Source organism: Rosenbergiella sp. YN46 (genome assembly GCF_036620675.1).
Lineage (GTDB): Bacteria > Pseudomonadota > Gammaproteobacteria > Enterobacterales > Enterobacteriaceae > Jejubacter.
In genome coordinates this window covers 111,298-137,523 of the sequence record NZ_JAZHEE010000002.1, presented here as the reverse complement: position 1 = coordinate 137,523, position 26,226 = coordinate 111,298, and the positions used below count along the sequence as shown (strand labels likewise).

Annotated in this window: 30 protein-coding genes, 3 tRNA genes and 5 pseudogenes; 17 read left to right on the top strand and 21 right to left on the bottom strand. The window is 49.9% G+C overall.

Annotated features, from left to right (window positions below):
• The first annotated feature begins 289 nt into the window (after positions 1–289).
• The 4 genes from V3W49_RS02375 (at position 290) to V3W49_RS02360 (ending at position 6,780) form a co-directional block, all read left to right on the top strand.
• A complete protein-coding gene (locus V3W49_RS02375) occupies positions 290–1,435 on the top strand; it encodes a porin (protein ID WP_500143435.1) in 1,146 nt (381 codons plus the stop codon).
• Positions 1,436–2,238: 803 nt separating this feature from the next.
• Positions 2,239–5,466, top strand: a complete 3,228-nt coding sequence (locus tag V3W49_RS02370; RefSeq protein WP_500143434.1) for an autotransporter outer membrane beta-barrel domain-containing protein — start codon at positions 2,239–2,241, stop codon at positions 5,464–5,466.
• A gap of 426 nt (positions 5,467–5,892) precedes the next feature.
• The gene (locus tag V3W49_RS02365; RefSeq protein ID WP_500143431.1) at positions 5,893–6,126 is read left to right on the top strand and encodes a hypothetical protein; all 234 of its coding nucleotides are present in this window, start codon (positions 5,893–5,895) and stop codon (positions 6,124–6,126) included.
• 414 nt (positions 6,127–6,540) lie between these two features.
• Complete coding sequence (locus V3W49_RS02360; protein WP_500143430.1) at positions 6,541–6,780, top strand: hypothetical protein; 240 nt, start codon at positions 6,541–6,543, stop codon at positions 6,778–6,780.
• Positions 6,781–6,888: 108 nt separating this feature from the next.
• On the opposite strand, the gene V3W49_RS02355 is transcribed toward V3W49_RS02360, so the two are convergent.
• On the bottom strand, positions 6,889–7,641 hold the full coding sequence (locus V3W49_RS02355; protein ID WP_500143682.1) for a DeoR/GlpR family DNA-binding transcription regulator: 753 nt from the start codon (positions 7,639–7,641) through the stop codon (positions 6,889–6,891).
• 80 nt (positions 7,642–7,721) lie between these two features.
• On the opposite strand from V3W49_RS02355, the gene V3W49_RS02350 reads away from it, so the two are divergent.
• The 3 genes from V3W49_RS02350 (at position 7,722) to V3W49_RS02340 (ending at position 9,600) form a co-directional block, all read left to right on the top strand.
• Positions 7,722–8,324, top strand: a complete 603-nt coding sequence (locus V3W49_RS02350) for a GDP-mannose pyrophosphatase (RefSeq protein WP_500143429.1) — start codon at positions 7,722–7,724, stop codon at positions 8,322–8,324.
• Complete coding sequence (locus V3W49_RS02345) at positions 8,314–8,688, top strand: NUDIX hydrolase (protein ID WP_500143428.1); 375 nt, start codon at positions 8,314–8,316, stop codon at positions 8,686–8,688. Before V3W49_RS02350 ends, V3W49_RS02345 begins: the two co-directional genes overlap by 11 nt.
• Positions 8,689–9,339: 651 nt before the next feature.
• The gene (locus V3W49_RS02340) at positions 9,340–9,600 is read left to right on the top strand and encodes a hypothetical protein (protein ID WP_500143427.1); all 261 of its coding nucleotides are present in this window, start codon (positions 9,340–9,342) and stop codon (positions 9,598–9,600) included.
• Between the two features lie 548 nt (positions 9,601–10,148).
• On the opposite strand, the pseudogene V3W49_RS02335 reads toward V3W49_RS02340, so the two are convergent.
• The 5 genes and pseudogenes from V3W49_RS02335 to V3W49_RS02315 form a co-directional block, all read right to left on the bottom strand.
• A pseudogene (locus tag V3W49_RS02335) lies at positions 10,149–10,394 on the bottom strand (LysE family transporter); the annotation flags it as partial.
• A pseudogene (locus tag V3W49_RS02330) lies at positions 10,382–10,612 on the bottom strand (TIGR03750 family conjugal transfer protein); the annotation flags it as partial. The pseudogenes V3W49_RS02335 and V3W49_RS02330, both read right to left, overlap by 13 nt.
• Before the next feature lie 6 nt (positions 10,613–10,618).
• A complete protein-coding gene (locus V3W49_RS02325; RefSeq protein ID WP_500143681.1) occupies positions 10,619–10,939 on the bottom strand; it encodes a TIGR03745 family integrating conjugative element membrane protein in 321 nt (106 codons plus the stop codon).
• 97 nt (positions 10,940–11,036) lie between these two features.
• Positions 11,037–11,273, bottom strand: a complete 237-nt coding sequence (locus V3W49_RS02320) for a TIGR03758 family integrating conjugative element protein (RefSeq protein WP_500143425.1) — start codon at positions 11,271–11,273, stop codon at positions 11,037–11,039.
• Positions 11,273–11,620 (bottom strand): integrative conjugative element protein, RAQPRD family, encoded by a 348-nt coding sequence (locus V3W49_RS02315; protein WP_500143424.1) that lies wholly within the window; start codon positions 11,618–11,620, stop codon positions 11,273–11,275. The genes V3W49_RS02320 and V3W49_RS02315 overlap by 1 nt, the downstream gene beginning before the upstream one ends.
• 152 nt (positions 11,621–11,772) lie before the next feature.
• Between V3W49_RS02315 and V3W49_RS02310 the strand changes: the two are divergent.
• The 5 genes and pseudogenes from V3W49_RS02310 (at position 11,773) to V3W49_RS02290 (ending at position 15,516) form a co-directional block, all read left to right on the top strand.
• Positions 11,773–12,611 (top strand): annotated as a pseudogene (locus tag V3W49_RS02310) (RNase A-like domain-containing protein).
• 3 nt (positions 12,612–12,614) lie between these two features.
• Positions 12,615–12,932, top strand: a complete 318-nt coding sequence (locus V3W49_RS02305) for a contact-dependent growth inhibition system immunity protein (protein WP_500143423.1) — start codon at positions 12,615–12,617, stop codon at positions 12,930–12,932.
• Positions 12,919–13,227 (top strand): contact-dependent growth inhibition system immunity protein, encoded by a 309-nt coding sequence (locus V3W49_RS02300; protein ID WP_500143422.1) that lies wholly within the window; start codon positions 12,919–12,921, stop codon positions 13,225–13,227. The genes V3W49_RS02305 and V3W49_RS02300 overlap by 14 nt, the downstream gene beginning before the upstream one ends.
• Before the next feature lie 74 nt (positions 13,228–13,301).
• Positions 13,302–14,215, top strand: a pseudogene (locus V3W49_RS02295) (IS3 family transposase); the annotation flags it as partial.
• A 224-nt stretch (positions 14,216–14,439) separates the two neighbouring features.
• Positions 14,440–15,516 (top strand): IS110 family RNA-guided transposase, encoded by a 1,077-nt coding sequence (locus tag V3W49_RS02290; protein WP_500143420.1) that lies wholly within the window; start codon positions 14,440–14,442, stop codon positions 15,514–15,516.
• A gap of 15 nt (positions 15,517–15,531) precedes the next feature.
• Here the strand turns inward: V3W49_RS02290 and V3W49_RS02285 are convergent.
• The 7 genes and pseudogenes from V3W49_RS02285 to V3W49_RS02255 all read right to left on the bottom strand — a co-directional run.
• Positions 15,532–15,744: pseudogene (locus tag V3W49_RS02285) on the bottom strand (DNA adenine methylase); the annotation flags it as partial.
• On the bottom strand, positions 15,741–16,319 hold the full coding sequence (locus V3W49_RS02280; protein ID WP_500143419.1) for a 3'-5' exonuclease: 579 nt from the start codon (positions 16,317–16,319) through the stop codon (positions 15,741–15,743). The pseudogene V3W49_RS02285 and the gene V3W49_RS02280, both read right to left, overlap by 4 nt.
• Positions 16,320–16,329: 10 nt before the next feature.
• Positions 16,330–16,533: a hypothetical protein gene (locus V3W49_RS02275; protein ID WP_500143418.1), complete on the bottom strand. Its 204-nt coding sequence runs from the start codon at positions 16,531–16,533 to the stop codon at positions 16,330–16,332.
• A gap of 95 nt (positions 16,534–16,628) precedes the next feature.
• On the bottom strand, positions 16,629–16,850 hold the full coding sequence (locus tag V3W49_RS02270; protein ID WP_500143417.1) for a phage filamentation protein Fil family protein: 222 nt from the start codon (positions 16,848–16,850) through the stop codon (positions 16,629–16,631).
• On the bottom strand, positions 16,840–17,043 hold the full coding sequence (locus V3W49_RS02265) for a DUF4761 family protein (RefSeq protein WP_500143416.1): 204 nt from the start codon (positions 17,041–17,043) through the stop codon (positions 16,840–16,842). The genes V3W49_RS02270 and V3W49_RS02265 overlap by 11 nt, the downstream gene beginning before the upstream one ends.
• A 1-nt stretch (position 17,044) precedes the next feature.
• Positions 17,045–17,287: a hypothetical protein gene (locus V3W49_RS02260; RefSeq protein ID WP_500143415.1), complete on the bottom strand. Its 243-nt coding sequence runs from the start codon at positions 17,285–17,287 to the stop codon at positions 17,045–17,047.
• 13 nt (positions 17,288–17,300) lie between these two features.
• Positions 17,301–17,504, bottom strand: a complete 204-nt coding sequence (locus tag V3W49_RS02255; protein ID WP_462583331.1) for a DNA-binding protein — start codon at positions 17,502–17,504, stop codon at positions 17,301–17,303.
• A gap of 341 nt (positions 17,505–17,845) precedes the next feature.
• Between V3W49_RS02255 and V3W49_RS02250 the strand changes: the two genes are divergently transcribed.
• The 4 genes from V3W49_RS02250 to V3W49_RS02235 are packed head-to-tail and all read left to right on the top strand — an operon-like array spanning position 17,846 to position 20,294.
• Entirely contained in the window at positions 17,846–18,274 is a 429-nt protein-coding gene (locus tag V3W49_RS02250; RefSeq protein WP_500143414.1) for a helix-turn-helix domain-containing protein, read from the top strand.
• 8 nt (positions 18,275–18,282) lie between these two features.
• On the top strand, positions 18,283–18,912 hold the full coding sequence (locus V3W49_RS02245) for a hypothetical protein (RefSeq protein ID WP_500143413.1): 630 nt from the start codon (positions 18,283–18,285) through the stop codon (positions 18,910–18,912).
• A gap of 28 nt (positions 18,913–18,940) precedes the next feature.
• A complete protein-coding gene (locus V3W49_RS02240; protein WP_500143412.1) occupies positions 18,941–19,282 on the top strand; it encodes a DUF2511 domain-containing protein in 342 nt (113 codons plus the stop codon).
• 4 nt (positions 19,283–19,286) lie between these two features.
• Positions 19,287–20,294, top strand: a complete 1,008-nt coding sequence (locus tag V3W49_RS02235) for a phage integrase (protein WP_500143410.1) — start codon at positions 19,287–19,289, stop codon at positions 20,292–20,294.
• A 132-nt stretch (positions 20,295–20,426) separates the two neighbouring features.
• Here the strand turns inward: V3W49_RS02235 and V3W49_RS02230 are convergent.
• The 6 genes from V3W49_RS02230 to uvrY form a co-directional block, all read right to left on the bottom strand.
• Positions 20,427–20,512: transfer RNA gene (locus V3W49_RS02230), tRNA-Leu, on the bottom strand.
• A 12-nt stretch (positions 20,513–20,524) separates the two neighbouring features.
• Positions 20,525–20,598 (bottom strand) — tRNA-Cys (locus V3W49_RS02225).
• Between the two features lie 42 nt (positions 20,599–20,640).
• Positions 20,641–20,716: transfer RNA gene (locus V3W49_RS02220), tRNA-Gly, on the bottom strand.
• A 156-nt stretch (positions 20,717–20,872) separates the two neighbouring features.
• Positions 20,873–21,421: a CDP-diacylglycerol--glycerol-3-phosphate 3-phosphatidyltransferase gene (gene pgsA / locus V3W49_RS02215; protein WP_500143408.1), complete on the bottom strand. Its 549-nt coding sequence runs from the start codon at positions 21,419–21,421 to the stop codon at positions 20,873–20,875.
• Positions 21,422–21,479: 58 nt separating this feature from the next.
• Positions 21,480–23,312, bottom strand: a complete 1,833-nt coding sequence (gene uvrC, locus V3W49_RS02210) for an excinuclease ABC subunit UvrC (protein ID WP_500143406.1) — start codon at positions 23,310–23,312, stop codon at positions 21,480–21,482.
• A gap of 1 nt (position 23,313) precedes the next feature.
• Positions 23,314–23,967: a UvrY/SirA/GacA family response regulator transcription factor gene (gene uvrY, locus V3W49_RS02205; protein ID WP_500143405.1), complete on the bottom strand. Its 654-nt coding sequence runs from the start codon at positions 23,965–23,967 to the stop codon at positions 23,314–23,316.
• 450 nt (positions 23,968–24,417) lie between these two features.
• On the opposite strand from uvrY, the gene V3W49_RS02200 reads away from it, so the two are divergent.
• The gene (locus V3W49_RS02200) at positions 24,418–24,642 is read left to right on the top strand and encodes a DUF2594 family protein (protein ID WP_138098100.1); all 225 of its coding nucleotides are present in this window, start codon (positions 24,418–24,420) and stop codon (positions 24,640–24,642) included.
• 163 nt (positions 24,643–24,805) lie between these two features.
• Here V3W49_RS02200 and tcyN read toward each other — a convergent pair whose 3' ends face one another.
• Both tcyN and tcyL read right to left on the bottom strand, forming a co-directional pair.
• Positions 24,806–25,558, bottom strand: coding sequence for an L-cystine ABC transporter ATP-binding protein TcyN (gene tcyN / locus V3W49_RS02195; RefSeq protein ID WP_500143403.1), 753 nt, complete (start codon positions 25,556–25,558; stop codon positions 24,806–24,808).
• Entirely contained in the window at positions 25,555–26,223 is a 669-nt protein-coding gene (tcyL, locus tag V3W49_RS02190) for a cystine ABC transporter permease (RefSeq protein WP_500143401.1), read from the bottom strand. Before tcyL ends, tcyN begins: the two co-directional genes overlap by 4 nt.
• Between the last annotated feature and the right edge of the window lie 3 nt (positions 26,224–26,226).

The window sequence follows — 26,226 nt, the reverse complement described above, 5'->3', positions numbered from 1 at the left end:
ATTTACCCTGTCCAACACAATAATTAGCCATTAGTAAAACCCCGCACTGATACTATGGACAGAAAATGCGAATTATGTGGACATTAACAATTCGTGCACTTTAGAAATTGTCATATTATATATAGAGAGATTTTGTGCATAATGGTATTCAGTGGCTAAAATTTGCCAAAGAATATTCACCAACGGCATTTTACCATTTATTATCGACAAAATTGACGATGCTTTGTCAATTATGGTAAATATTTCCCGTTATTTATCGTTCTTTTAAAAAATAGTCGCGGAGTTTATTTTGTCTTTCACCAGAAAATTAACCTCTCCACTGCTGGTCAGTGGCGCGGTATTATGCCTGTTTTCCCAGACGGCGAACGCTGAAGTAACCGTACTGGAAAAAAATACCTTCAGTAACGCGTTACTGGCCCCCCTGAGTTTACAGGTTGGAGGGAGCATTCGCCCCGAATTTATCTGGAATAACGGCGATGAACCCGGCTACTACAAGAATGGCCACGACGGCGGCACCCGTTTTCGCTTTACCGCTGACTACGCCCTGAGCGATCGCACCTCTGTAGTCGGTTACTATGAGTGGGGCGTGGATATCGCCCACGTTCTGGGCTGGGACAGCCATTACGATCATGAAGGCGACCGCGACTATCAGCGTCAGCTGTATGCCGGCATTAAGGACAATGTGTACGGAACCCTGACTTTCGGCCATCAGTATGGCGTCTATTACGACACCATCGGGGTTAAGAGCGACGTCTGGGACAACGACGGCCACGCCAGCGCCAACTGGATCGGTATTAATGGTGACTATGACGGCGGTGAGCGTCCGAAAAATACCGTGAAATACACCAACACCTTTGGCGATCTTACTCTGTATGCGGATTACCTGCTGCCACAGGACGAAACCGATGCCGGCGAAAGCCTACGTTATCGTCGTAACCACGGCGGCGGCATCGGCTTCGATTATCAGTTACAAAAAGACCTGGTCTTCAGCGCCTCCTGGAACCAGACCCGGGCAACGATTAAAGGGCCGGACAATGATAAGCGTACCTATAACCAGCAGTATTCCGGTGCCGCGCTGACCTGGCAGCCAGGTAACTGGTATATGGTGGGAACCGCCACCTGGTACGACAATTACGTTCCGTCAAAGAAACAGCAGAATACCCGCCGTTACTTCGCCGGTGACGGCTACGGTCTGGAAAGCTTTGTCGGCTATACCTTTCCCATTGATAAACCGTTCCTGGAATCCATCCAGCCTTACGTTGCGGCCGACACGCTGCGCCTGAAGGGCGACGAAAATTACCACGCGAATCACGTTTATCTGGGCATGTACACCACCATTGGTCACGGCTTTTCGTTCTGGCTGGAGCGTACCCTGGCATCCAGCAGCGACAATGAGCAGGATACCACCTGGCTTTCCATCTACTACGACTTCTGATGTCTGACGGGCGCGGCCTTGGGCTGCGCCCTTCCCACCTTTTATCCTGCTATCGCAGCAGCGTGCCAGACATTTATCAATCTGAGCGTTTTTCCTTGAGCGGAACACACGACTCCACAACTCATTCATCATGCTTATCTTTTGAATTAGCAAAAAATAAAGCAATACTTCATAGTTAAATCAGCACTTTCCTTTAATACCACTACCGAATCCCAACGCACAACATCATCAAAGAAAACAGTTGTTGACAAATAAACAGCCTGAATATAATCTCATATTGAGAATATTTCCCAGAACACCGCTCAACAGGAGATGCCACAACAAGAATAAGAGCGATCCCTGAATAACAACAAGGCTGTTGTCTCTCATATGAAAGGAAGCGTACCGATGCTCCATACTAATCTTGTAAAGTCCGCCCCGCTAATCAATAGAAACCATGCCTGGCATCGCTGGCATGGCCGTTCCCATATTCGCTATGGGGTACGACTGCCACAGATTTCCAATATCGCCATCGATTCGATGTTTCTCATATGGAATTGGGCTCAGCATCTGGACGGTGAAGCACCATAAGGTGTGGTGAAACATACCTTATACTGCCATTCTGGTGTTTCCGAAGATATCCGGTAATGTCAGCAGCGGTAACGACCAGACTAATCTATCACTAGCAGGCAGCCATTCTGGCTCCACCGACCCTAAGCAACAGGACGCCAGCGATCACACAAAACATATCTTATTGACAAACTACATGTTTTAAAAAAAGAGCAAATCCTTAATTGATATAACATTTAAAAAGGATATTAAAAATGTTATTTAAAGCCAATTATCTTTCCAGGGTATCCACTTTAGCTTTATTAAGCTGTTCCGTTTCTGCTGCACCACCATACTTTAACTCTTCTGAAGTATGGAGTGATGGACTCTGGGACAGGAACACCAAAGGTGACATCATTGGTGGTGGCGATGGCAATACTGGCAATCTGTTATTAAAGGGCTCATCAACATATAATAGCTCCTTCACTGTTGGACTGGATGGTGGAAATGGTTCATTAACCCTATCTGAGTCCGCAACAAATATAAATAACACTACCTATTTTGCTGTTGGCACCGTCACAACCGAAAGAACCCCCATCTATAACACTCATGGCATACTAAATCTTGTTGGCCCACAAATTGGGGAGGTGACTTCACTCGATCTCCGCGTTGGTAGTAGTGGGAATTTTGACTGGAATACCCAAAGAGATAGTGAAGTAACAGGTGTATTGAATATACTTGACGGCGCGGTCATGAACGTCGGTGAAGAAAAAAACTTCTCTAAAAACAAAGCATACATAGGTACAGGAAACGCCAGCAACACAGGAATTTTAAATATCTCAGGTTCTGGTAGCGCATTGATTTTAAAAAACAATGCTCCTTATCTTGGTGATTCTGTTGAAAATGGTTCGTTATATCTTGGTTTTATTGGCAGGGGAATAATTAATATCACCGATGGAGGAAAGTTATATGCCGGAAGGATAAGCGCGTCAACAACCTTAGCAGACGATAACACTTACTTGACTGATAGCTCCCCCTCTGCTGAAATCACTGTTTCAGGAAGCGGTAGCCGTTTAATCGTCGGTAGCCAAATGTCCCTGGCCGCTGATGCACTTGACGATCTCCAGTCTATCGATGTGAAAGTAAAACAAAAGGGTGCCGGATCGGCGGTTCTTAATATTGATAACTACGGCGAAGTCATTTTTGAAGGCAAAGCTAATACTGATGCAGATGGTTTTGAAAATCCGGTTTCCGGCCTGTTCCTGGCAAGCAGCAATGATACATCTGCGACAGTCAACCTGAATAAAGATGGATTTATGACTATCGCCAACAGTAAGTTATCGCCTGATCAGGACGCGATAATTTCCGGTGCCGGCTCTTATTCATTTAATCTTAATGGAGGAACTCTCCGGGTAAATGAATGTGACTACTGCGATGACAAACTGTCCACCCGCGTAGATATGAATGTACTCTCAGAATCAGTGCTGGAATCCGGCAATAATAAAGAAATGCATCTTAACGGTTCATTAAAAGGAAATGGTGGGATAGTCAAATCAGGCGATGGTCTGGTGGTATTTTCTGGGTTAAATAGTTACTCAGGCGGAACGCGAATAGAGGCCGGAGAACTTCGGTCAGACAGTGATGGCGCATTAGTAAATAATACCTCATATATTATCAATGCCGGTAAACTGAATCTTAACGGTCATGATTTGACGATGTCATACCTTTCAGGCAGGGGCGGTGAGGTAGATATCACGGATGCCAACCTAATCGTTAATCAAAACTCAAACAGCCATTATGCTGGCTCATTCGCAGGTTCAGGGTATATCGAGAAAAGCGGTCTCTCTACTTTATACTTAAGCGGCGATAGTGGAGGTTACGCAGGAAAAGTATCCGTTCAGCATGGCGGTCTGGATTCGTCCAATGCTTTAGGCGGTGAGATATCTGTACAAACGGGTGGCATGCTTTCTGCTGAGGGCTACCTCGGTAAAACACAGGTAATGAATGGCGCAACTCTTAAGGTAGGCAGTTTATATAATAAAAAACAGCGCCCTGCCCAACTCCTTATTGATAAAGAATTAATCAATACCGGAAGCGTAATAATTGCCGGAAATACAGGTAATCAACAACAACGGGTCGGCAATACTCTTCTGGTTGAAGGGAACTACATCGGGAATAATGGACACATTGAGTTCAACACTGTCCTTGGAAATGATGCCTCAAAAACCGACCGACTGATTATCAAGGGAAATACAGCTGGCACCACCTTTGTACAGGTGAATAACACAGGTGGTACCGGTGCTTATACCAATAAAGGCATTGAATTAATTAGCGTAGCAGGCCATTCGGAAGGTACCTTTGTGCAAAGCGGACGCATAGTGGGTGGCGCCTATGAATATTATTTAAGCCGCGGTAAAGGGAATGACTATGCCAACTGGTATCTTATCAACACCAGGCCTAATCCAGAGCCGGAGCCGGAGCCGGGGCCGGGGCCGGGGCCTGAACCCTCACCGGAACCAGCTCCGCAGCCTGACATTCGCCCGGAAGGAAGCGAATATGCAACCAATCTGCAAGCTGCAAATACATTGTTTGTACACCGGTTACACGATCGTCTTGGAGAAACTCACTATGTGGATGCCCTGAGCGGTGAGGAACAAGTGACCAGTATGTGGTTACGTCATATCGGCGGACACACCCGGTTTAAGGATAGCAGTGGTCAGTTGAACACACAGGCCAACCGCTATGTTATGCAACTGGGGGGCGATATCGCACAGTGGAGCAGCAACGGTCAAAATCGTTTCCATCTCGGGATTATGGGCGGCTACGCAAACCAGAAGAGCAACACCCGTAATACTCACAATAGTTACCGGGCTGACGGCAGCGTCAATGGCTACAGTACCGGGATATATGGCACCTGGTTCCAGGACAATGAGCAAAAGACGGGGGGTTATGTTGACACCTGGGTGCTGTATAACTGGTTTAATAACCGTATCAGTGGCCAGTCGCTACCCTCTGAAAGCTATAAGTCGAAAGGTATTACGGCATCTGTGGAAACAGGTTATACCTGGAAAACAGGGGAAAGAAATGAGCGTGAAAGCTATTACATTCAGCCTGTAGCTCAACTGATATGGATGGGAGTAAAAGCCGATGCTCATCGGGAAGTAAACGGGACGCGGGTACATAGCTCTGGCGACGGTAATATTCAGTCCCGCCTTGGCGTCAGGGCATTTATTAAAGGACGCAGTGTTATTGATGAAGGGAAGGAGCGTACCTTTGAGCCATTTGTAGAGCTAAACTGGCTGCATAACACAAAGGATTTCGGAGCATCGCTTAATGGAGTTCACGTGGGACAGGCAGGAACCCGAAATATCGGCGAGGTAAAAGTAGGAGTCGAGAGTCAACTCAACCGTAATGTGAATCTATGGGGGAATGTAGCCCAACAGATTGGTGGCAAAGGATACAGCGATACACAGGCCATTTTAGGTGTGAAATATTTATTTTGATATTTGCTGCCAGGCGCCTGTTCGCCACGCGATGTAAATACCATTTCTCTGAGGTGACCGTCCAGGCGGTCACCAGCTCCGATAACAAAGCAGCTCGCTGGAGGCTGTGACTTAAATTTTGTATCGGCCTGTTTTGGGGATCTTTATTCCCATAGCAAAGACGGGAAATTTATGTATGGACCAAAAGAAACTTAAAGTCCTTTCAGCTAACCCGGTTAAAGACCTTAAGACCAAAGCCGATATTAACCCGTTCCTCGCATGTTGACGAAGTTACCCGTTGAAAAGGCTCTTGATAATGATAAACATCCCTGTACCCCGCAGTATTCCGGTGCCAGGCTGGCCGCCAGAGCAGGTGTCCCCTCCAGATACAATTGCAAAGAAACGGTAGAGCACCTGAAGGCGGTTAGGGTTACGTTCTGGAAAGCTTTGTGGGCAATTCCCTCCCCCGTTGATAAACCATTCGTGGAATCCATCCAGCCTTGCATTGCGGCCGACACGCTGCGCCTGAAGGGCGACGAAAATTACCACGCGAATCACGTTTATCTGGGCATGTACACTATCATTGGTCACGGCTTTTCGTTCTGGCTGGAGCGTACCCTGGCATCCAGCAGCGACAATGAGCAGGATACCACCTGGCTTTCCATCTACTACGACTTTTGATGTCTGACGGGCGCGGTCTTTGGCTGCGCCCTTCCCACCTTTTATCACTATCGCTGTGCAAACTTGACTCCCATCAACACGAACATATTAACCTGTGCGGGAAAATTTGATCTCTACCGATTATTTACTGATATTTATTTCTTGCTTTAATTAGCCCGTAACAATATCCCAGCTTTTTTTTTATCGTTCATCTCCCCGCAAAAACAAAATAAGTAATTTCTTACAGAAAACATTACAAAACCCCGATGGCAAACATAACCAGCGAAAACAGTTGTTGACAAAGAAACAGGCTACATATAATTTCCACATTCGGAATATTCCCATTCCACCGCTCAATGGGAAAGGAAGTAGAAGGGTAAGAGCGGCCTCTGAATGGCAACAAGGTTGTTGTCCTCATATGAAAGGAAGCGCACCATGATCCGCATTAATTTCGTAAAGTCCGCTCTGTTTCTGCTGCTGATTTTGAGTCTTATCTGCCTGCTAATCAATGAAGTTCAGGCCTGGCACTGCTGGCATGACAGCTTCTATGCCCATCACGATATACAACAGCCGCTGATTTTCGATATCGCCAGCGATACGCCGCTCCCCATACAGAACCAGCCGCAGCAACTGGCCAACGTTGCATCGCTGGCATCGTACTGGACGGCGTGGTGAACCCTACCCGAAACATCCGTAGTGTCAGAATATAAGATGGCCAGGATTCTGGCACTGCGGGTTGTCTGGTATTGAAATCATTTTCAAAGATTCCAGATAAATACAAAATTAATTTATCACCGACACGCCTTCCTTATTTAGTGCCGCCATCAGCGGCGCTCCCGGTTCCCCCTCTACAATTAACGTACTGGCAAGACTGAGTTCGCCAATCACGAAGGTGGAAGCCGCATCGATTTTTTCATGTGATGCCATCACGATAGTTTCAGATGCCCTTGCGCTCAGCAACCGTTTTACCCCCGCCTCTTCATAGCTACCGGTGGTAAACCCGACGCTTTGGTGAACGCCCGTTACTCCCATAAAAAAGAGATCGGCATTAATTCTGGCAGCGGCTTCAGCCATGGTCATTCCTGTCGTGACCATCGAGTGTTTAAACAGGGTACCGCCCAGCAGAATCACCTCAATGGCCGGATAGTCAATCAGCCCGACAGCAATACCGGGACTATGGGTGACCACGGTGAAGGGCATATCCTGCGGCAGCAGTTTGATCATTTCGCTGGTAGTGGTGCCGCCGTCAATAATTACCACCTGGCCCGGGTTAATCAGTTCCACCCCCTTGCGGGCGATGCTCCTTTTTGCGTCTGTCTGCACGTTTTTTCTTACTTCATAGGGCGCAATGGCAGCAGAAACCGGTAGCGCTCCGCCGTGCACCCGCTGTAGCAGACCGGCAGCGGCCAGCTCCCTTAAATCCCGACGAATCGAGTCCTCTGAGACCTTAAATTGCTGGCTCAATGCCGTGGAGTGCACCTGTTTTTCTCTGGCCAGAATCTCCAGGATACGCTGTTTTCTTTGGGTGGCTAACATCATTTCACCTGCATGATTATTCTTGATAGTTCACGATTATGCATGATAGCGTGTTCACTGTCATCAACAGGAGAACCTAAATGAAAACCACCGGCTCCCCCATCAGGAACATTCGCTCTGAGTTACTTTCCAACGACTGGTATACCCTGAAAAAATATACCTTTGAACTGCGCAGAAGAGACGGCAGTTGGCAGCAGCAAAGCCGGGAAGCCTATGATCGGGGTAATGGGGCCGTCGTTTTGCTTTACAATCGTAGCAAGCAGAGCGTGGTTTTAACCCGCCAGTTCAGGATGCCGGTCTATCTTAACGGCCACGATGGCTTTTTAATCGAAGCGGCAGCGGGTTTGCTGGATAACGCCTCGCCGGAACAGCGCATTATCGCCGAAGCGCAGGAAGAGACCGGATTTCGCATCACCCGTATTCAACGGGTATTTACCGCTTTTATGAGCCCCGGTTCGGTCACTGAAAAGCTGTGGTTTTTTATCGCCGAATACAGTGATAGCGATCGTACCGGTAGCGGCGGCGGGCTGGTGGAAGAAGGCGAAGATATCGAAGTTCTGGAGTGGCCATTGCAGCGCGCGCTTGAAGCTATCGCCAGCGGCGAAATTATGGATGCCAAAACGATTATGCTGCTCCAGTATCTGGCCCTTAATATCCCTCAGGAGAATACTAATGAACAGTAAGTTAATTCTGATTGCTGGCCCGGTCCGTAGCGGTACCCACGGCGATGAAAAACGGATCCATGAAAATCTTTCCCGTATGGAACAGGCTGCGCTGACAGTTTATCAGAAAGGTCATATACCGGTGATTGGCGAGTGGTTGGCCTTTCCGCTGGCGGCAGCCGCTGGTTCAAAAAAAATCGGCGATGAAATCAGCGAAGCGTTTCTTTATCCGGTAGCTCACCGGCTGATTACTCGATGCAATGCAGTACTACGTATCGCAGGAGATTCCAAAGGCGCCGACAATGATGTGCGTATCGCGACAGAGTCAGGACTTACGGTGTATTACAGTCTGGACAGTATTCCCGCTGCTAACCCAGCTGCGTGACGGCCCTTCCCTACCACATGGCGCACGCCCGGGTTCCGGTAATGCAGACCCGGGCGGCTGCTGAAAGCGCCAGAGAGTAGCCCGAATCAGGAAGAGCCGGTCGTCATAGTAGTAAACAACGGGCGGCGGTACGGAAGCTAAAGAAATATCCAGAATTCAGGTGCAGGGTGAACCAGGCATTTACGAAGCCAGACCCTGCGGTGTGACTGCAATAATGCAGGAATCAACAGGCACTGCATATCAACCTGGTCGGTATGGGAAATGACACTGTCTCTGGAAAGATTCAAAGGGAATATCTATGAGTGAATTCCGGTACGATGCACCAGAAGCATATCAATATTTCTGACAACATTATTAAACCATCCGGACATTATTACTGGCAAGCCCCCCTCTAATCACAAGAGTGAGAAAATAAATTTCACTCACGCCAAATTAGCTTATTATCACGCATCAGGCAGCGTATACAGCGGAATCACCTGGCAAGACCGGGAATGACCAGTGACAGGCTGATGTTGTATATACGTCTTAGAGCAGAATAATAGATAAATATTCTTATTGCAATTTTAAAATAATACATTTAGCATAATAATGTTATAGCTATAACAGCTGATCTTACAAAAATCACATTTTATTCAATAAAAGGAATTATCAATGCGTATATTAAATTCTTACGAGGTAAATGAAGTTTCTGGTGCTGGCTTCCTTGATGGTTTTATGGCTGATTTCAATAAACAACTCAACGCCGCTATAAATAAGCACCTGCCCGACCTGTCAAACTTAGGTCAATCCATTGAGAATTCAATAAAAAACAATATGGACAACGTCGATTTAAACCAATCATGTGGGATAAGCAATATCATCAATATCAGCTCCGGGAGTGTGACAAGTATAGTGACCGGTTGTTGTAAATAAATAGAGACTTAGAGCAGGAAAAATACCAGATGGTATCGAGCCAGCTTAGTTGAAGTCAGTGCAAAGCGAGCGCTTTCTGACTCTGTTCTAAGCTCCTGCCCGGGCGGTTAACCCTTACTCAGGCCAAAAACAGCAAGAACCGTACCGTGCTTATTTCTGAACAGCGGCAAAAACGATTATCCCCAAAAAGGCGTGGGCGCTGTTCTCCCGGCCTGTGAGGCATTCAATTCCCGCACTCAGGCGTGCGGGAGTTGAATTGCCAAAGGGGGCGTACCCAGGTGCTGAGCTATATGCTCGCCAGGTCGCTTATGATGTGACCCTGAGCCCGAATATGCTCCAGTCATAATCAGGAATAACCGGCCTCATGTTGGCTGCATATTCTGGCAACCACCAGACTTCTCAGCGAATTCAGAGCTTGGTCGCTATATTGCGAAGTCAACTTCCGCTGCTCACTCTCAGCGGATCTTCAGTTCAGTCAGATGGTCTGTTCCGTGCCAGGAACGGCTGTTTCTGCCATAAATAAAGATAAATTGAGTGGCTGTCGGAACTTAATGAGTGAGACTGTGTAGTGAAAAAATAATAAGCAGGGCTCCCCCAGCTATATTCACATATTTTTTAAGAATGACAGGATCGGTATTTTTGGCAGAGAAAACCAAGGTACGACTAACAGCAATGAGCCAGATACTCATTACCGCTATGTGAACGGATGCTAAGGCCAGGTAGTTTCCTACCCCACCATGAACCCCACTAAACTGGGAAACAACAGTGAGATAAAAAATAATCGCTTTAGGCGACTGAGCCACCGGCCTCCGGACCAGATAAGCAGCAGCGGCATCACCAGCATGCCGGTGGGCACAATGACCCAGCCGGCAAGTGGAATGAACGGTAACGACAGGAGCAGACCCGCCCCCAGACCCGCCAGCGCAGCCAGCCCCAGCTCCGGAGTGGTAAACCCGCGAAACACTACAGGCTCACTGTTGAGACGGTCAGGTATAAAGCGAATGGTCTGCATATGGCCTCACAGAATGATGTCGGCAGACTTGCCCACCAACCAGATAACAGTGACCAACAACACCACCCCTACGACTACGATGGCGCCAAACTGGCCCCACGTTGCTTTCTTATCGCGGACTTCCGCGTATGTAGACAACCCCGCTTCAGCCACCTTCACAAAGGCAACCGCTGCCAGCACCAGACCAACCAGAACAATACCGTCCTGCAGATATCCTTTAATCTGCCCCATCAGGCCACTGCCTCCACCGGATTGCGGCGGCTCAACCGTAGGCAGATCGGCCAGTGCTGGCTGACAGGTCAGCCAGGCCAGTAATGCCAGGGCCATCCCCCGGGCCAAAACGCGCTCGGCACCGCAACGAATCCGGGCAATAACAGACTGAGATTGATTCATGTATTTCTCCTGAAAAAATTAAAAACAGCGTTCAGCTGGCGAACATCCAGATGCAAATAACCAACAGCAGCACCGCGCGGATGGCAAAGCGCACCAGTGCGGCATCGCGGACTCTCTCGTTACTCCAGCCACTCCAGACATCCACAAACGCCCAGGCGGTCCAGAGAAACAGAAATGCCAGCAGCGCTCCGATACAGACCAGGTGCAGAATGCTGACTTCGATATCTCCTGAACCGGCTTTAAAGGCCGTGGACTGCGCAGCATTCATCAGGGACGCTCCCGGCGGTAATGACCGCCGATATGCGATGACCGGGGCTGCGCCCGGGAAGGTTCCAGATAGCGCTCAACACCGCCCCGAATCGTGTTCAGGTCGGATGTTGCCTGTCGGTAGTCAAAGAAAAAGCGGCCACGCTCTGCCGGATCAGCCTGGGCTGCAGCCACGCGGGCCCGCTCCAGAGATGCCTGCACCTGGTCCAACTGACGCAGGGCCGACGCCAGTTCGTCTTTCTCGGCAGCCCGGACTGACGTTGATACGGATAAAGCGGCCAGCAACAGCAGGCCAGTGATGCCCGGAATACGAGCGCTCAGACGCCGGGCCAGACAGGGTTGATTCATACACACCTCCACAGGGGGATTAAAAAGGTGCGTACAGAATGCGCAGGACAAGAAGGACGGTCAGCGATAAACTCTTTTTGCGATTATGAAAATTAATGCTTATGGCTGTTATGATGGTGCCAGCCTTTTAAGCACAACAGGGAGTCCTTGATATGACAGACGATGGTGGGGTCAGAATGGCCCTCTCCCCGGTTCAGCTTGCCGCTGTTCTGACCGATAAATCCGTCAGCGAGGGGGAAACCCTCAGTAACCGTCTGTGGGGAGGTCTGGGGCTGGCAGGCGGCGTGGCAGAAATGTTTGGAGCAGGCGTCATGTGCGTCGCCCCCGATCCCACTATGCTCACTAAAGCCGGTTGTGTCATCGTAGGCACCCACAGCCTGGATGCCATACAGGCTTCCGTACGCCAGATGTGGACCGGCAGGCAGATCAATACCGATACCTACAATACTGCTGTATCCCTGGCCGAAGGACTGGGAGCCGATCGCCAGACCGCTGCTCATGTTGGAATGACAGTTGATCTCGCTATCCCTATGGGATTTGCACTGGCCGTCAGCGCCGTCCGTATTGCAGCCGTTCGCAACGGAAGGATAAAACTGGCGATACATGAGTCAGCAACCGGAAAGCACCCTGGTGGGCATACGCTGGAACGCCACGTAGGTAAAACGCCAGAAGAGCTACTGGCAAGGCTCGGAAGACGTCCCGGGTTACCCGCAGCAAGCTCTTTCAGAAATCTGGATGAAGCAGAAAGGCTGACAACAAAGGTGTTGAGAGAACATAAAAATGCCATTGAAATGTTCGTGCGTCATCAACCCAAAGGTACCCCCTGGCGGAAAAAATTTTCCACTACCTTCGCTCAACCAACCGGCATTGTCATAAAGAGGGGTAGTTCTGAAGTTCGGAAATGTTATCGCGTTGAGCTCTGGCTGGAACTTACCGAATATAACGTAACGGGAAGCCCTATTTCATCGTAACCTCAATGCCAATGGAGTAAGTTATGTTTGTTAAAGATAAGGCTCGGGAGCTGGATAATTTTATCTGTAATTATTTCGGTCATGATTATGACCTTATCGACGACAGTGAAGAGATTCAGCCAAAGATCGATGCCTATAATAAACACTCCGGACGACCAATGCAGCTGGCGCTTCTTGATGATATTGATGAATTTCTGGCTTTAGGTGAAGCCCTGGACAGGACGTTCCATGATGTTTACGGCGAGTATTTTGTGCCAGAACTTTGGGGCACAACCCCCCATGACTTCCTGAAATTCGCAAGGGAAAAGGTCCGGCAGGATCTGAATAATGAACCTCAATGAGTTTGACTGCTTTATCACTGTTTACTTCGGGCAGGATTACGATCTTATTGATGACAGTGATGAAATTGAACCAAAAATTGACGCATTTATCGCCGATAGCCACTTCGCTATGCGCTATGGATTAATCGCTGATATTGATCTTTTCCTTGAAAGTGCTGACAATCCGGAAGAAGCGTTCAGGAAACGCTACGACCTGGAGTTTGATCCTGACTTATGGGGCACTGATGCCCTCAGTTTCCTGCAACTCGTAAGAGAAAAGGTGAGTTCGTCTCTGAAGGAATATGAAAGCGACTGACGCGCCAGTAACCGTTGGACTGACCCCGCCCCGGTAGACGATCCTGCCCTATAGTTTGAGCACAGGAGGAGCGTATGGGCACACCACGATTTACACCTGAATTTAAGGAAGAAGCCGTCCGTCAGATAACGGAACGCGGTTATTCCGTCGCCGAAGTATCTGACCGTCTGGGCGTCTCTGCACACAGCCTCTACAAGTGGCTACGGGCTATCAAACCTGATAACAGCGAGCAGCATGCCCGGGATTTACTGGAAGCTAAAAGCGAGATCCTGAAACTCCGGGCGCAGCTAAAACGCACCGAAGAAGAACGGGATATCCTGAAAAAGGCCGCGCGGTACTTTGCAAGGGAGCCCGACTGAAGTACCGCTTTATCAATGAGCACCGCACTGTATGGGGTGTCATGACAATGTGTCGGGTACTGAATGTCCCCCGGGCCGGGTTCTATGCGTGGCTGCATAACCCGGTCTCGGCGCGTGATAAAGATAACCAGCGCCTGCTGATGCTTATCCGCGACTCATATTCCCTGAGCGGAGGCGTATACGGTTACCGGCGGGTTCATGGCGATCTGAACGAAATCGGGGAAACCTGCGGTAAAAACCGGGTGGGTCGGATCATGCAACTGAACCGGATTAAAGCCGTGCGCGGCTATAAAGCGCCACGTCGTATCGCTGGCAGGCCTTCAATCGTTGCTCCTAATCGCGTGCAGCGGCAGTTCACCGTTGTCCGGGCCAACCAGGTCTGGGTCACCGATATTACTTATATCCGCACCTGGCAGGGCTGGCTGTATCTGGCGGTGGTTATCGATCTCTTCGCCCGTAATGTGGTCGGCTGGTCGATGAAACCCACCCTCTCACGCGAACTGGCGCTCGACGCGCTGATGATGGCGGTCTGGCGCCGAAAACCGGACGGCGAGGTCATCGTACATAGCGATAGTAATAATGCCGGTGTCAGTTTTTATCATCACTCCGTTTGCCGTTTAACCAGATTGATGTGATTACTGATGCAGTGAAGACCTTCCCGCATCCTGACTCACACAGCGATCGACCTTTTGTGTCCTGCCCTGGACCCGTCGGTTGCCGGAAGCGCCTTCATGCGAGGCATCTCCTCACCGGTGCGCGTGACTCAAGAAGGGCCTGACGGCTTGTCTCGTTACTGTCCTGTCCGGGTTATCTGTCTGGAGATTCAACTCTGTTTCCTTACAGGAGTCGTGTCATGGCTAATAACGTTACCGAAACCGCCATTGTTGGTGGTGTCGATACACATAAAGATCTGCACGTTGCCGCTGTTGTTGATCAAAACAATAAAGTCCTGGGTACCCAGTATTTCTCCGCCACACGGCAAGGGTATCGCCAAATGCTGACATGGATGGCGTCGTTTGGAGCGTTAAAACGAATTGGCGTTGAGTGCACCGGCACCTATGGTTCCGGACTGCTTCGCTATTTCCAGAATGTCGGGTTAGAAGTCCTTGAAGTAACTGCGCCAGACCGAATGGAACGACGCAAGCGGGGAAAAAGTGACACGATTGATGCTGAATGTGCTGCTCATGCCGCATTCTCCGGAATCAGAACAGTCACCCCCAAAACTCGCAATGGCATGATTGAGTCTCTTAGGGTGTTAAAAACTTGCCGTAAAACAGCGGTATCAGCCCGCAGGGTCGCTCTCCAGATTATCCATTCCAATATTATCTCTGCACCGGATGAATTACGCGAACAGCTCAGAACTATGACACGCATGCAGCTCATCAGGACTCTGGGATCCTGGAGGCCTGATGTCAGTGAATACCGCAATGTTACCAACGTCTATCGCATTTCATTGAAGTCCCTTGCCAGACGCTATCTTGAGTTACATGACGAAATCGCTGATTTAGATGTCATGATTGCGGCAATTGTCGATGAGCTGGCACCTGAACTGATCAAACGTAATGCTATTGGGTACGAAAGCGCTTCACAATTGCTGATAACTGCCGGAGACAATCCCCAACGATTAAGATCAGAACCAGGTTTTGCGGCATTGTGTGGTGTCAGCCCTGTTCCCGTATCATCTGGGAAAACAAATCGTTACAGGCTTAACCGGGGTGGGGATCGTGCTGCAAATAGTGCACTTCACATCATCGCTATCGGACGTTTACGAACTGATGATAAGACGAAGGAATATGTCGCCAGGCGAGTAGCCGAAGGACACACAAAAATGGAAGCAATACGCTGCCTGAAGCGCTATATCTCACGCGAGGTTTATACATTACTGCGAAATCAAAACAGGCAGGTCAACAGCATCCCGATAACGGCTTGACTCTTAGAAGGGCGTCAGCAAATCAGGGTTGCTCTTAACCTCGCGATACAGGCGGATCAGATCGGGATTGATATCTGCCAGTACGTAGCGACGATAATCTGTATTGAGGAATACCGCAGCACCGCCAACGAAGGGTTCTATCAGGCAATCGGCTTTAGGCATGTGCGGCAGCAGTTCAGGCATCACGCGGCTTTTGCCGCCAGGCCATTTGATGAACGGGCGGATCATATTACGTCCTCCCCATTCATCGCCAGGCGCTGCCAAATCTCCGATACGTAAGCAGCCTGGTGGATAGCATCATTCAGCGCATTGTGACGAGTGCCGCGAAAAGCTGTATTACGCTTCGGGTCAATACCTACGGAACGCCCCATTTCAACAACGGTACGAACGTCGCGATCGTTCCACCATTTCCACGGAACTTCGAGATCGCAACGCCCATAGGCCGCGCGCAATAAAACGCAGTCAAACGACGCCCCATTCCCCCACACCTGCAAAAGCTCCAGGTCATTGGGTAGGGCGTGCTCTTCAATAAAATCACGTAGTTTCGTCAGAGCATCCCAGATACGTAATGCGCCATCGGCCACTAATTCGGCCCTGGCTTCACTGCCCTGCTTTAACCACCATTTAATGGTTTCACCGTCAGGCACCGCCCCCATGCTGATATCCGTCACAAAATCAACCCGCTCATAAAAGCGCGCGCCGGTGTGTCCGGTGGACGGCTCAAAAAACACCGCGCCAATAGCCGCTATCGGCGCGCTGGCATCGGTACCCATAGTTTCCAGATCGATCATCAGGTGATTCATGGTGGTTTCCTCAGTAGATAACGGTGTTGATGATTGGGCGCTGTAGCTCAGCCTCCAGGCTGCTACGCATTTCGCTAATGAAATTGACGACGGCGGGATCGGTTGGCCTGATAGTTAATTCACCATCGCGGCGGGTTTTAATGGTCATGCCCTCACGCTCGACGGCTGGCAACAGAATGTTGAGAATAAAGCTGTATTGTTCGCGCTTAGTCATAATGAAAACCTTCATAAAAAGAATGAGCTGAACCGCAACCACTCAATAAAGAGGTGGATAAAACAGATTTGATTTTTTAAAACCGAATTACTTAATTATTTTTTAAATAATTCAATAAAGGAAAGCAGGAAGCTTTTATTTATTCTTTGGGTATAAATAAATGGTTTATTTTTACCCTTGATAAATTGAACCTTCGCCGGTTCGGGCTTAAAAAATCTCCCGTCTGGCGTTTCCAGCCAACCACGCGAATTTTTGAAGTGTGTTACCTGGCATCCTTGCTTTAGCAGGCTCGCCAGTGATGGGCCTTCATCGTACATAGCGCCCCCTTTTGTTATGCATACCGTCAATCGTCCGCATAGCCTCAGCCAATGCAAAGTCGCGCCCGTAATAATCCCCATTACTAAAAATGCTGTAAGAGTTTGTCAGCGTAAAAGGATTGCGCGGACACTTCTGGATAGTAAAACCACGATATAAATACGAGTGACGACTTAACTGTATTAACTGACTCATGTCACCGCCCTGTGATAGCCACTTTCAGATCAGCGATTAAACGATTTAATTCTTCGCGCCCTTCTTTATTCAGCGCATCAATGCCGTAATCGTAGGCGGCAAGAATGGCTATTTCTTGTTCTCGCGAATCAATAGCAACCGTCACTTTAGTGCCCGGTTTGATATATGTCGGCACATCATAGGTATTGCTATCAGAAAAGGGGTTGATGGATAGCGTGTAATCTTTATTTAGCGGGTTAAACATAATATTTTCTCCGTTAGCTATTTGCTATAGCGTCCTTGAGCATGGCAACCATATTAACCTCAACCTTTCCTCCGGCCAGTTCTTTAGGACGAATAATTATCCGTCCGTCTTTCACCATATCCCGGCAGGTGTTAAAGGGTATCCCTGTCACTCTGGCATACTCTTTTAGCGATAAATAAGGCGCCGCCACATTTAAATTGATAGTTACACCTGACATTTTTCACCTCAAGGCAAATATCATTAACTTTTTCATCCACTTCAGGCAGACAGACTCTCATTGATGGCCTGGTAAGCGCTGCTTTTCTAATTACCTGTCTGGTTAATCGGGTCAGGCCGCATAACCTCCAGCCCGCGTAAGAAAACGATACGCGCCATATTGGATGCAGAACGGCATTCAGCTTCTGCCATTGCCTCAATGGTTGAGCGCTCCTCCGGAGAAAGCCGCAGTGGAAGCGCGCCACCCGCGACGGTGTTTTTTGGGGTACGTGACCGCTGAACATGATGTACTTGTGTCATAGTGGTATATTGTGATCTGCTAAGTGTATGTGGAAAACATCATTGACCGCTATAGGCGTCAATGCAAACCAACTTTATATAAAAATGACTACTTTAGGTTGCAGACTAAAAGAAGAGCGTTCACGTAAGGGATTGAATCAAACTGATTTTGCTGCATTAGCGGGGGGATCTCGTGGGGCGCAAGCTACTTATGAGCGTGACGAAAAAATACCGGGCGGGGCCTATCTGACAGCATTAGCTAATGCTGGGGTGGATGTACTGTATGTTCTCACCGGCAGAAGAACCCCCGATATTGGTGATATCACCAATGATGAGATTGAATTAATTAAACTTTACAGGTCAGCACCTTTAGCAGTTAAGGCTGCTGCTTTAGCTGCTCTTACAGCCGGAAGCTCCGCATCAAACTCAATCAACGTATCAGGCTCAGGCAACCGCATAGCAGGCAGGGATTTCAACGAAAACAAGAAGTAAGGTGATTTATGTCGGTAAATTCTACTGGTGAGCAGAATCGTATCGCGGGTCAGGACTTCCATGAAAATAGCGTTCAGATAGACCATTTTGACGGGCGCCATACCGTCAATATCGCCATTCCATCAGAGAAGGAAGAGAAACGCCCGCTGGTAAAGGCTCAGCGGAAAGAACTCAACGCCCTGGTTGCTGCGATAGCAGAAGCCGGGAACGATGAAGCGTTTGTCATCTGGCAAAAAGTACATGCAGAAGTTGGCGTTTCCAGTATTGAGGATATGACCGTCAACCAGTACCAGACAGCCCTAAGCTTTCTTCAGGCCATACTGGACAGGTGCAAGGAAAAAGACGCCAGCAAGGCACTGGTGAGCCTTCTTCTCCGCAATAGCGAAGACAACGACATCCGGCAAAAACTGATCCGATACTGTCATATCAATTTTGGGACAGGCAGACTGAACGATCTGACCAGAAACCAGCTTCAGCTTGCACTATCCTGGTTGGATCAACCGTCGCAGGAAACACACCAACCTCCTCGCAATCCCACATCAGAACGACTCAACATTGTTGAACTACTGCGGGCGCACCCCAAAGAGTTCGGATTTATTTTCGCTGTAGGTTTTGTTGTAGGTGCCCTTGTTTTTTAATTAATAAACTTAAAAAGGAATTACATATATGAAGCATAAATTACTGGCTGCCTTATCAACTCTCTTTATCTCTACCACAGTATCCGCTATGCCATTTCAATCTATCGAAAAAGAAAGTTTTAAAGGGGTATGGCCCTTTAATGCTGATGAAGTTCAGTTACAGTGTCTTGATGGTAACGCTTACGTGATGAATTTCGATGATAACAAGCTATACGCACTTACTGGCGCAGCGCGTATTAATGGCCGTTCTTTCGGTGCTCTACCACTTGATAACGATAATAAGTTTTGGCTTAGTGACGAAAAAACGAAAGGTTTAAAAAAGAGCCTAAGCGATGTTACCAACGCAGCTTTAGCTTTATGCGACAAATAGAATTATGACCGTCCGTAAACTTCCATCAGGTAAATGGCTTTGCCAGTGCTTCCCCTATGGCCGCGATGGGAAGCGTATACGCAGGCAGTTTGCTACTAAAAGCGAGGCGCTCTCCTTCGAGCGCCGTACCATGAATAATGCATCCAGCCAGGCGGTTAACGATAACGCGGTAACGCTCTCCGCATTTGTTGATCGCTGGTATGAAATGCACGGCAAAACGCTGTCTTCTGGTAAAGAAAGAAAAACGAAGTTGCTTGCCATCTGCGAGCGCCTGGGGGATCCGCTTGCTACTCATTTTGATAAAAATACCTTTGCCGTTTACAGGGAAAGGCGCTTAAGCGGTGAATGGAATCAGAAGGGAAAGAAGAAGCTTAGCGAAGCCACCGTAAATCGCGAGCAGTCTTATTTACACGCTGTCTTTTCGGAAATGAAGCGGCTGGGAGAGTGGGAAGGCGATAACCCGCTTTCGGGGATCAGGCAGTTCAAGGAAGGCGATCAGGAACTGGCTTTTCTCTATGAAGAGGAAATTGACCGACTGCTTGCAGCCTGTGATCAGTCGGCCAACAAAGGCCTGGGTACTATCGTGAGGATTTGCCTGGCGACCGGCGCGCGATGGAGTGAGGCTCAGGATCTGAAACAATCCCAGGTACTGCCCGGGCGGATAACCTTTACCCAGACCAAAAGCAAAAAGAACCGTACCGTACCCATTTCCGATCAGTTGCAAAAGCTGTTACCCAAAAAGCGTGGGGCGCTGTTCTCCCCTGCTTATGAAGCGTTCAAGGCCGCACTCAAGAGGGCTGGAATTGAACTACCAAAGGGACAGCGTACCCACGTACTGCGTCATACGTTTGCCAGTCACTTTATGATGCGTGGCGGCAATATTCTGGTGCTGCAACAGATACTCGGGCATAGCACCATCATGATGACCATGCGGTACGCTCACTTTGCCCCTAACCACCTGGATGCAGCTATAGCGCTTAATCCCTTTGATAACCGCGAAGAGGCAAAATAGCGGACAGCAAAAAGCAACGCTGCCATGCTGCTGCCATTTTGCTGCCACTCTGCAAACGACAGACACAAAAAAACCACCCGAAGGTGGTTTTGCACGACACTGCTTATCATTGATTTTATGCGTTTTTCCCGCTGGTACCCGGAGCGGGACTTGAACCCGCACAGCCAAAGGCCGAGGGATTTTAAATCCCTTGTGTCTACCGATTCCACCATCCGGGCTCGGGGAAAAAGTGGAGGCGCGTTCCGGAGTCGAACCGGACTAGACGGATTTGCAATCCGCTACATAACCGCTTTGTTAACGCGCCAAATTCTTTTTGGCACCCGCCGTAAGGGCCGATGCTGAAAACTGGAGCGGGAAACGAGACTCGAACTCGCGACCCCAACCTTGGCAAGGTTGTGCTCTACCAACTGAGCTATTCCCGCATCATCAGGTAGTTAACGCTGGTTAATTACTTGATTTCACTATCGTCTGGCGAACCGTGCTGCCGTTCGATGCGTTGCATTCTACTTACCTCACGCAATGAGTCAACGAAATTTTCCCTCTCGCCGACTCGTTTGCTGAATTTTACAGCGGATAGATCATCCTTCAAGCAAATCGCCGCGCGCGGCGTTCAAATACTGGAACATTGACCAGAATGTCAGCAATGCGGCAACGAAAAACAGCGTAATACCGGCGTACTCAATCCAGATATTCGGCCGCCACAGCATACCGATTAGCGCCAACATCTGTGCCGTGGTTTTCACTTTGCCTATCCATGAAACCGCCACGCTGCTACGCTTGCCGATTTCCGCCATCCACTCACGCAGCGCGGAGATGATAATCTCACGGGCAATCATGGTTGCGGCCGGCAGCGTCATCCACCAACTGTGGTAGTGCTCCACCACCAGCACCAGGGCTATCGCAACCATCACCTTATCGGCGACCGGGTCGAGGAAGGCACCGAAACGAGTGCTCTGATTCCAGCGCCTGGCCAGAAAGCCATCAAACCAGTCCGTCACCGCTGCCAGGCAGAAGATAAACGCGCACAGAAATGGCGCCCAGTGGAATGGCAGATAGAATGCCAGCACAAAGAACGGAATCAGGACAACACGAAACAGCGTAAGCAGGGTTGGTATATTAAATTGCATAATGCCGGATAACTATCTGTCGTCAGGGGGAAATTGTCTCTATGTTGCTACATAGCCCTTAATGTTTCAACGAGTAGTAGATCTTTTCTGCCAGTCCCTGCGAGATCCCCGGCACTTTTGCGATTTCTTCAATGCTGGCATTCTTCAGGGGTTGCAATCCGCCCATATATTTAAGCAACATCTGGCGCCGCTTAGGGCCTATCCCTTCAATAGACTCCAGCGAGCTGGTGTTCTTGACCTTAGCCCGCTTTTTACGATGCCCGGAAATAGCGTGGTTATGGGACTCGTCGCGAATATGCTGAATAACATGCAGCGCCGGCGAATCTGGCGGCAGAGCAAATCCCTCCCCTTCCGGTTCCAGGAACAGTGTCTCCAGCCCCGCTTTACGATCGCTCCCTTTGGCGACCCCCAGTAACAGCGGGCGGTCTTTATCCCACTCCACGTCCAGGCTGGCGAAGACCTCTTTGGCCTGGGCCAACTGTCCTTTACCGCCGTCAATCAAAATTACATCCGGGATTTTGCTCTGCTCAATGGCTTTACCATAGCGGCGGCACAGCACCTGGTTCATAGCCGCGTAATCGTCCCCCGGGGTAATACCGGCAATGTTATAGCGCCGATATTCGGAGCGCAGCGGGCCGTTAGAGTCAAACACCACGCAGGAAGCCACGGTCTGTTCCCCCATAGTGTGACTGATGTCGAAGCACTCCATCCGGTTAATTTTCGCAAGCCTGAGTACCTGCGCCAGCGCGGTCAGACGTTGAGTGATGGTGGACTGCTGAGCCAGGCGGCTGACCAGCGCCGTGGCAGCGTTAGTACGCGCCAGCTTCAGATAGCGCGCCCGGGCGCCTCGCGGTCGGGTTTGCAGATGGATATGGCGCCCCGCCAGTTCGCTCAGGGAGTTTTCCAGCAGGCTCTTATCCTGCAGCGCGAAATCCAGCAGGATCTCGCCCGGCAGGGTGCGCATCTGGCTCCCCTGCAGGTAGAACTGGCCGACAAAGGTTTCGACCACTTCACAAAGATCGGTACCGCCCGGCACTTTCGGGAAGTAGCTGCGGCTACCCAGCACCTTACCCTGGCGAATAAACAGCACGTGCACACAGGCCATGCCTGCGTCAAAAGCCACGCCGATCACATCCAGATCGTCACCGCTGTTAGAAACGAACTGCTTCTCAGTGACCCGACGCACAGCCTGAATCTGATCGCGCAGCCGCGCCGCCTCTTCAAATTCCAGCTTCTGACTGGCCTGTTCCATCCGCGCCACCAGGCGGTTCAGCACCTGATCGTCTTTACCGGAAAGGAACAAACGCACATATTCAACCTGGCGCGCGTACTCCTCTTCGCTCACCAGCCCTGCGACGCAGGGGCCAAGGCAGCGACCGATCTGGTACTGAAGACAGGGGCGGGAGCGGTTACGATAGACGCTGTTTTCACACTGGCGAACGGGGAAAATTTTCTGTAGCAACGCCAAGGTTTCACGCACCGCGTAACCATTGGGAAATGGTCCGAAATACTCCCCTTTGGCATGCTTTGCCCCGCGGTGGATAGCAAGGCGCGGATGGGTATCACCGCTCAGAAAAATAAAAGGATAGGATTTATCGTCGCGCAACAGCACGTTATAGCGCGGCTGATAGAGCTTAATATAATTGTGCTCCAGCAGCAGCGCCTCGGTTTCGGTATGGGTTACTGTAACGTCAATCTGGCGGATCTGAGCTACCAGCGCTTCGGTTTTGCGGCTGGCAAGGTTCGAACGAAAATAGCTCGCCAGCCGCTTTTTCAGATCCTTGGCCTTACCGACATAGATGACCGTACCCTGGCCATCATACATACGATATACACCAGGTTTACTGGTGACGGTCTTCAGGAACGCTTTTGCGTCAAAAACATCATTCACTTTAACTGGTCAAAGGCTCCGCGCTGCACAACCCGTGGCGTATTGCCAGATGGGTCAATTCGACATCACCGCTAATATTGAGTTTGCTAAACATTCGATAGCGGTAGCTGTTTACCGTTTTCGGACTCAGGTTCAACTGTTCGGAAATTTCATTGACCTTCTGCCCCCGGGTAATCATCAGCATAATCTGCAACTCGCGCTCAGACAAACTGGCAAACGGCGATCCCGTGTTAGCCGGTTCTATCTGGCTGAGCGCCATTTGCTGTGCAATGTCAGATGCAATATAGCGCTGCCCGGAATTCACCGAACGGATAGCGCTGACCACTTCTTGCGGCGCGGCTCCTTTACTCAGGTAACCTGCCGCCCCCGCCTGCATCACCCTGGCCGGTAACGGGTTTTCGGTATGCACGGTCAACATAATGACCCTGGTATCGCCACAGGCCCGGGCAATCTTACGAGTGGCCTCAAGGCCCCCCATTCCCGGCATGTTCATATCCATCAGAACCACATCCACCGGAGTACTACGGCACAGTTTTACGGCATCTTCACCACAACAGGCTTCGCCGATCACTTTAATGCCCTTGATATCTTCCAGAATGCGGCGTATCCCTGCGCGCACCAGTTCATGGTCATCAACAAGAAGGACGTTGATCAAAGAATAATTCTCCAGAAAAGGGATAACGCTACTGATAGTTTATTCGCCACATATATTAACGGTTTTTAAGTCACATTTAAAACGTAAAAATGCTGAGTGCCACACAGTATCGACCATCCATAAAATAAAAGTAACGCAAACGTTCCCGGCACTGAACCATCCGCTAGCAAAAGAAATAGTTATGCAATAATTACATTACATCAGTCGGAAAAATACATGTTTACTGCTATTTCTTTCACTTACCCCTGGGCTCTACTTTTAATTAACCTTCAACACACCAAATTGAAACAATTATCCCCACCAGCGGCAAGGCGTAAAGTGCGATCGCCCCCCTGCCCGCCTTCGCTTCGCCCCGCGCCTCGCATGGTTTCATCTGAGTTTGTGGTATACTCAGGGGCTTGCGTCGACCGCCGTTAAGCGCGGTATCAATCGAAAGAAAGAGGAATAGAAATGAGCACGCCGGATTTTTCTACCGCGGATAACGCCCAGCAGCTGGCCCTTGAAGTGAGCTGCCTGAAAGCGCTGTTTACCCAGATGCTGAAAGCAATGGGTCAGGCAGACGCAGGAAAAGTCATTATCAAAATGGAAAAAGAGATTGCGCAGATGGAAGATAAAGCGCATGCCGAAGTGTTCACCAATACGGTTAACCAGATAAAACAGGCGTACCGTCAGTAACCTTATCGTTGCGCTGAAGGCGTTTCGCCTTCAGCCTTTACCATTAGTTACAAATAAAAACCGATTTATTTCCAGATAAGGAAAAATAACAAATCGTATTTTCCTTTCCCGCCCTTACGTCAAATCAGTAAAATCGGAGCCGCCTGCAGACGGCTGCCACCATTTATTGCATCAGAAATTTTTCCAGAAACTGCTGAGTACGCGGCTGTTGCGGACTGGAAAATAACTGCTTCGCTGGCCCCTGTTCAATAATACGCCCCTGATCCATAAAAATGGCGCGATCGGCTACATCCCTGGCAAAGCTCATTTCATGCGTCACAATAACCATGGTACGTTTTTCTTCGGCCAGCTGACGCATCGTACTCAGTACCTCACCCACCAGTTCGGGATCGAGCGCCGACGTCGGTTCATCGAACAGAATGACTTCCGGGCGCATCGCCAGCGCACGGGCAATAGCCACCCGCTGCTGCTGGCCACCGGACAGTCGCCGCGGATAGCTCTCTTCTTTACCGCTCAGCCCCACCTTCGCCAGCAGTTCCCGGCCCCGGGCACAGGCATCCTGCTTTGATTCCCCTTTAACGATGACCGGCCCTTCAATAATGTTCTCCAGTACAGTACGGTGCGGGAACAAATTAAAATTCTGGAATACGAATCCGACGTGCTGGCGCAGCAGACGCACCTGCTCACGCTGTTTACCGAGAGAGCGTCCGATATCTATGGCAATATCCCCCACCCGAATGCTACCGCTGTCCGGCTGCTCCAGCAGATTGATGCTGCGCAGCAGCGTGGTTTTACCTGAACCACTTGGGCCGATAATCGCCACCACTTCGCCGCTTTCTACTTCCAGATCGATGCCGTGCAGCACCCGCTGGCCGTGGAAGGATTTGACCAGCGCTTTGACCTCTATCGCACTCATTTCGGTTCTCGCTCCTGACGGTTAAGCTGATTTTCAAAGTAGTTCTGCAGCGCGGACAGCGCCGTCGCCATCACCCAGTAGATCAGCGAAGCCGCCAGGTACATGGTGAACACCTCCAGGGTACGTGAAGTAATCAACTGCGCCTGGCGGAACAGCTCCGGTACCTGAATGGTGGCCGCCAGCGAGGTATCCTTCACCAGGCCGATAAAACTGTTACTGAGCGGCGGCAGCGCCACGCGCCCCGCCTGGGGCAGAATCGCCCGGCGCATAGTCTGCCAGCGAGTCATCCCCAGGCTGGCCGCCGCTTCCCACTGCCCTTTCTCAATGGAGGCAATAGCGGCGCGCAGCGTTTCAGAGGTATAGGCCGCGGTATTCAGCGACAGGCCAATCATCGCCGCCGGCATCGGATCCAGTTCGATACCGAACTGCGGCAGGCCGTAGTAGATCATAAACAGCTGGGCGATAAGCGGCGTGCCGCGGAAGATCGAAACGTAAAAACGCGAAATCCACGACAGGGGCCAGAAGCTGGACAAGCGCATCAGCGCCAACAGGAATCCCAGAAGCAGCCCAAAGAACATGCCACCCAGGCTCAGTTGCAGCGTAAAGACGGCGCCTCTGAGCAGAAACGGCAGCGATTCAATGACCAGATGAAAACTTTCTTGCATTGT

Coding starts and splice junctions, on each gene's coding strand:
- V3W49_RS02370 (WP_500143434.1), top strand. CDS start 2,239: ATGTTATTTAAAGCCAATTATCTTTCCAGGGTATCCACTTTAGCTTTA.
- V3W49_RS02360 (WP_500143430.1), top strand. CDS start 6,541: ATGATCCGCATTAATTTCGTAAAGTCCGCTCTGTTTCTGCTGCTGATT.
- V3W49_RS02355 (WP_500143682.1), bottom strand. CDS start 7,641: ATGTTAGCCACCCAAAGAAAACAGCGTATCCTGGAGATTCTGGCCAGA.
- V3W49_RS02350 (WP_500143429.1), top strand. CDS start 7,722: ATGAAAACCACCGGCTCCCCCATCAGGAACATTCGCTCTGAGTTACTT.
- V3W49_RS02345 (WP_500143428.1), top strand. CDS start 8,314: ATGAACAGTAAGTTAATTCTGATTGCTGGCCCGGTCCGTAGCGGTACC.
- V3W49_RS02340 (WP_500143427.1), top strand. CDS start 9,340: ATGCGTATATTAAATTCTTACGAGGTAAATGAAGTTTCTGGTGCTGGC.
- V3W49_RS02325 (WP_500143681.1), bottom strand. CDS start 10,939: ATGGCCCTGGCATTACTGGCCTGGCTGACCTGTCAGCCAGCACTGGCC.
- V3W49_RS02320 (WP_500143425.1), bottom strand. CDS start 11,273: ATGAATGCTGCGCAGTCCACGGCCTTTAAAGCCGGTTCAGGAGATATC.
- V3W49_RS02315 (WP_500143424.1), bottom strand. CDS start 11,620: ATGAATCAACCCTGTCTGGCCCGGCGTCTGAGCGCTCGTATTCCGGGC.
- V3W49_RS02305 (WP_500143423.1), top strand. CDS start 12,615: ATGTTTGTTAAAGATAAGGCTCGGGAGCTGGATAATTTTATCTGTAAT.
- V3W49_RS02300 (WP_500143422.1), top strand. CDS start 12,919: ATGAACCTCAATGAGTTTGACTGCTTTATCACTGTTTACTTCGGGCAG.
- V3W49_RS02290 (WP_500143420.1), top strand. CDS start 14,440: ATGGCTAATAACGTTACCGAAACCGCCATTGTTGGTGGTGTCGATACA.
- V3W49_RS02280 (WP_500143419.1), bottom strand. CDS start 16,319: ATGAATCACCTGATGATCGATCTGGAAACTATGGGTACCGATGCCAGC.
- V3W49_RS02275 (WP_500143418.1), bottom strand. CDS start 16,533: ATGACTAAGCGCGAACAATACAGCTTTATTCTCAACATTCTGTTGCCA.
- V3W49_RS02270 (WP_500143417.1), bottom strand. CDS start 16,850: ATGTACGATGAAGGCCCATCACTGGCGAGCCTGCTAAAGCAAGGATGC.
- V3W49_RS02265 (WP_500143416.1), bottom strand. CDS start 17,043: ATGAGTCAGTTAATACAGTTAAGTCGTCACTCGTATTTATATCGTGGT.
- V3W49_RS02260 (WP_500143415.1), bottom strand. CDS start 17,287: ATGTTTAACCCGCTAAATAAAGATTACACGCTATCCATCAACCCCTTT.
- V3W49_RS02255 (WP_462583331.1), bottom strand. CDS start 17,504: ATGTCAGGTGTAACTATCAATTTAAATGTGGCGGCGCCTTATTTATCG.
- V3W49_RS02245 (WP_500143413.1), top strand. CDS start 18,283: ATGTCGGTAAATTCTACTGGTGAGCAGAATCGTATCGCGGGTCAGGAC.
- V3W49_RS02240 (WP_500143412.1), top strand. CDS start 18,941: ATGAAGCATAAATTACTGGCTGCCTTATCAACTCTCTTTATCTCTACC.
- V3W49_RS02235 (WP_500143410.1), top strand. CDS start 19,287: ATGACCGTCCGTAAACTTCCATCAGGTAAATGGCTTTGCCAGTGCTTC.
- pgsA (WP_500143408.1), bottom strand. CDS start 21,421: ATGCAATTTAATATACCAACCCTGCTTACGCTGTTTCGTGTTGTCCTG.
- V3W49_RS02200 (WP_138098100.1), top strand. CDS start 24,418: ATGAGCACGCCGGATTTTTCTACCGCGGATAACGCCCAGCAGCTGGCC.
- tcyN (WP_500143403.1), bottom strand. CDS start 25,558: ATGAGTGCGATAGAGGTCAAAGCGCTGGTCAAATCCTTCCACGGCCAG.
- tcyL (WP_500143401.1), bottom strand. CDS start 26,223: ATGCAAGAAAGTTTTCATCTGGTCATTGAATCGCTGCCGTTTCTGCTC.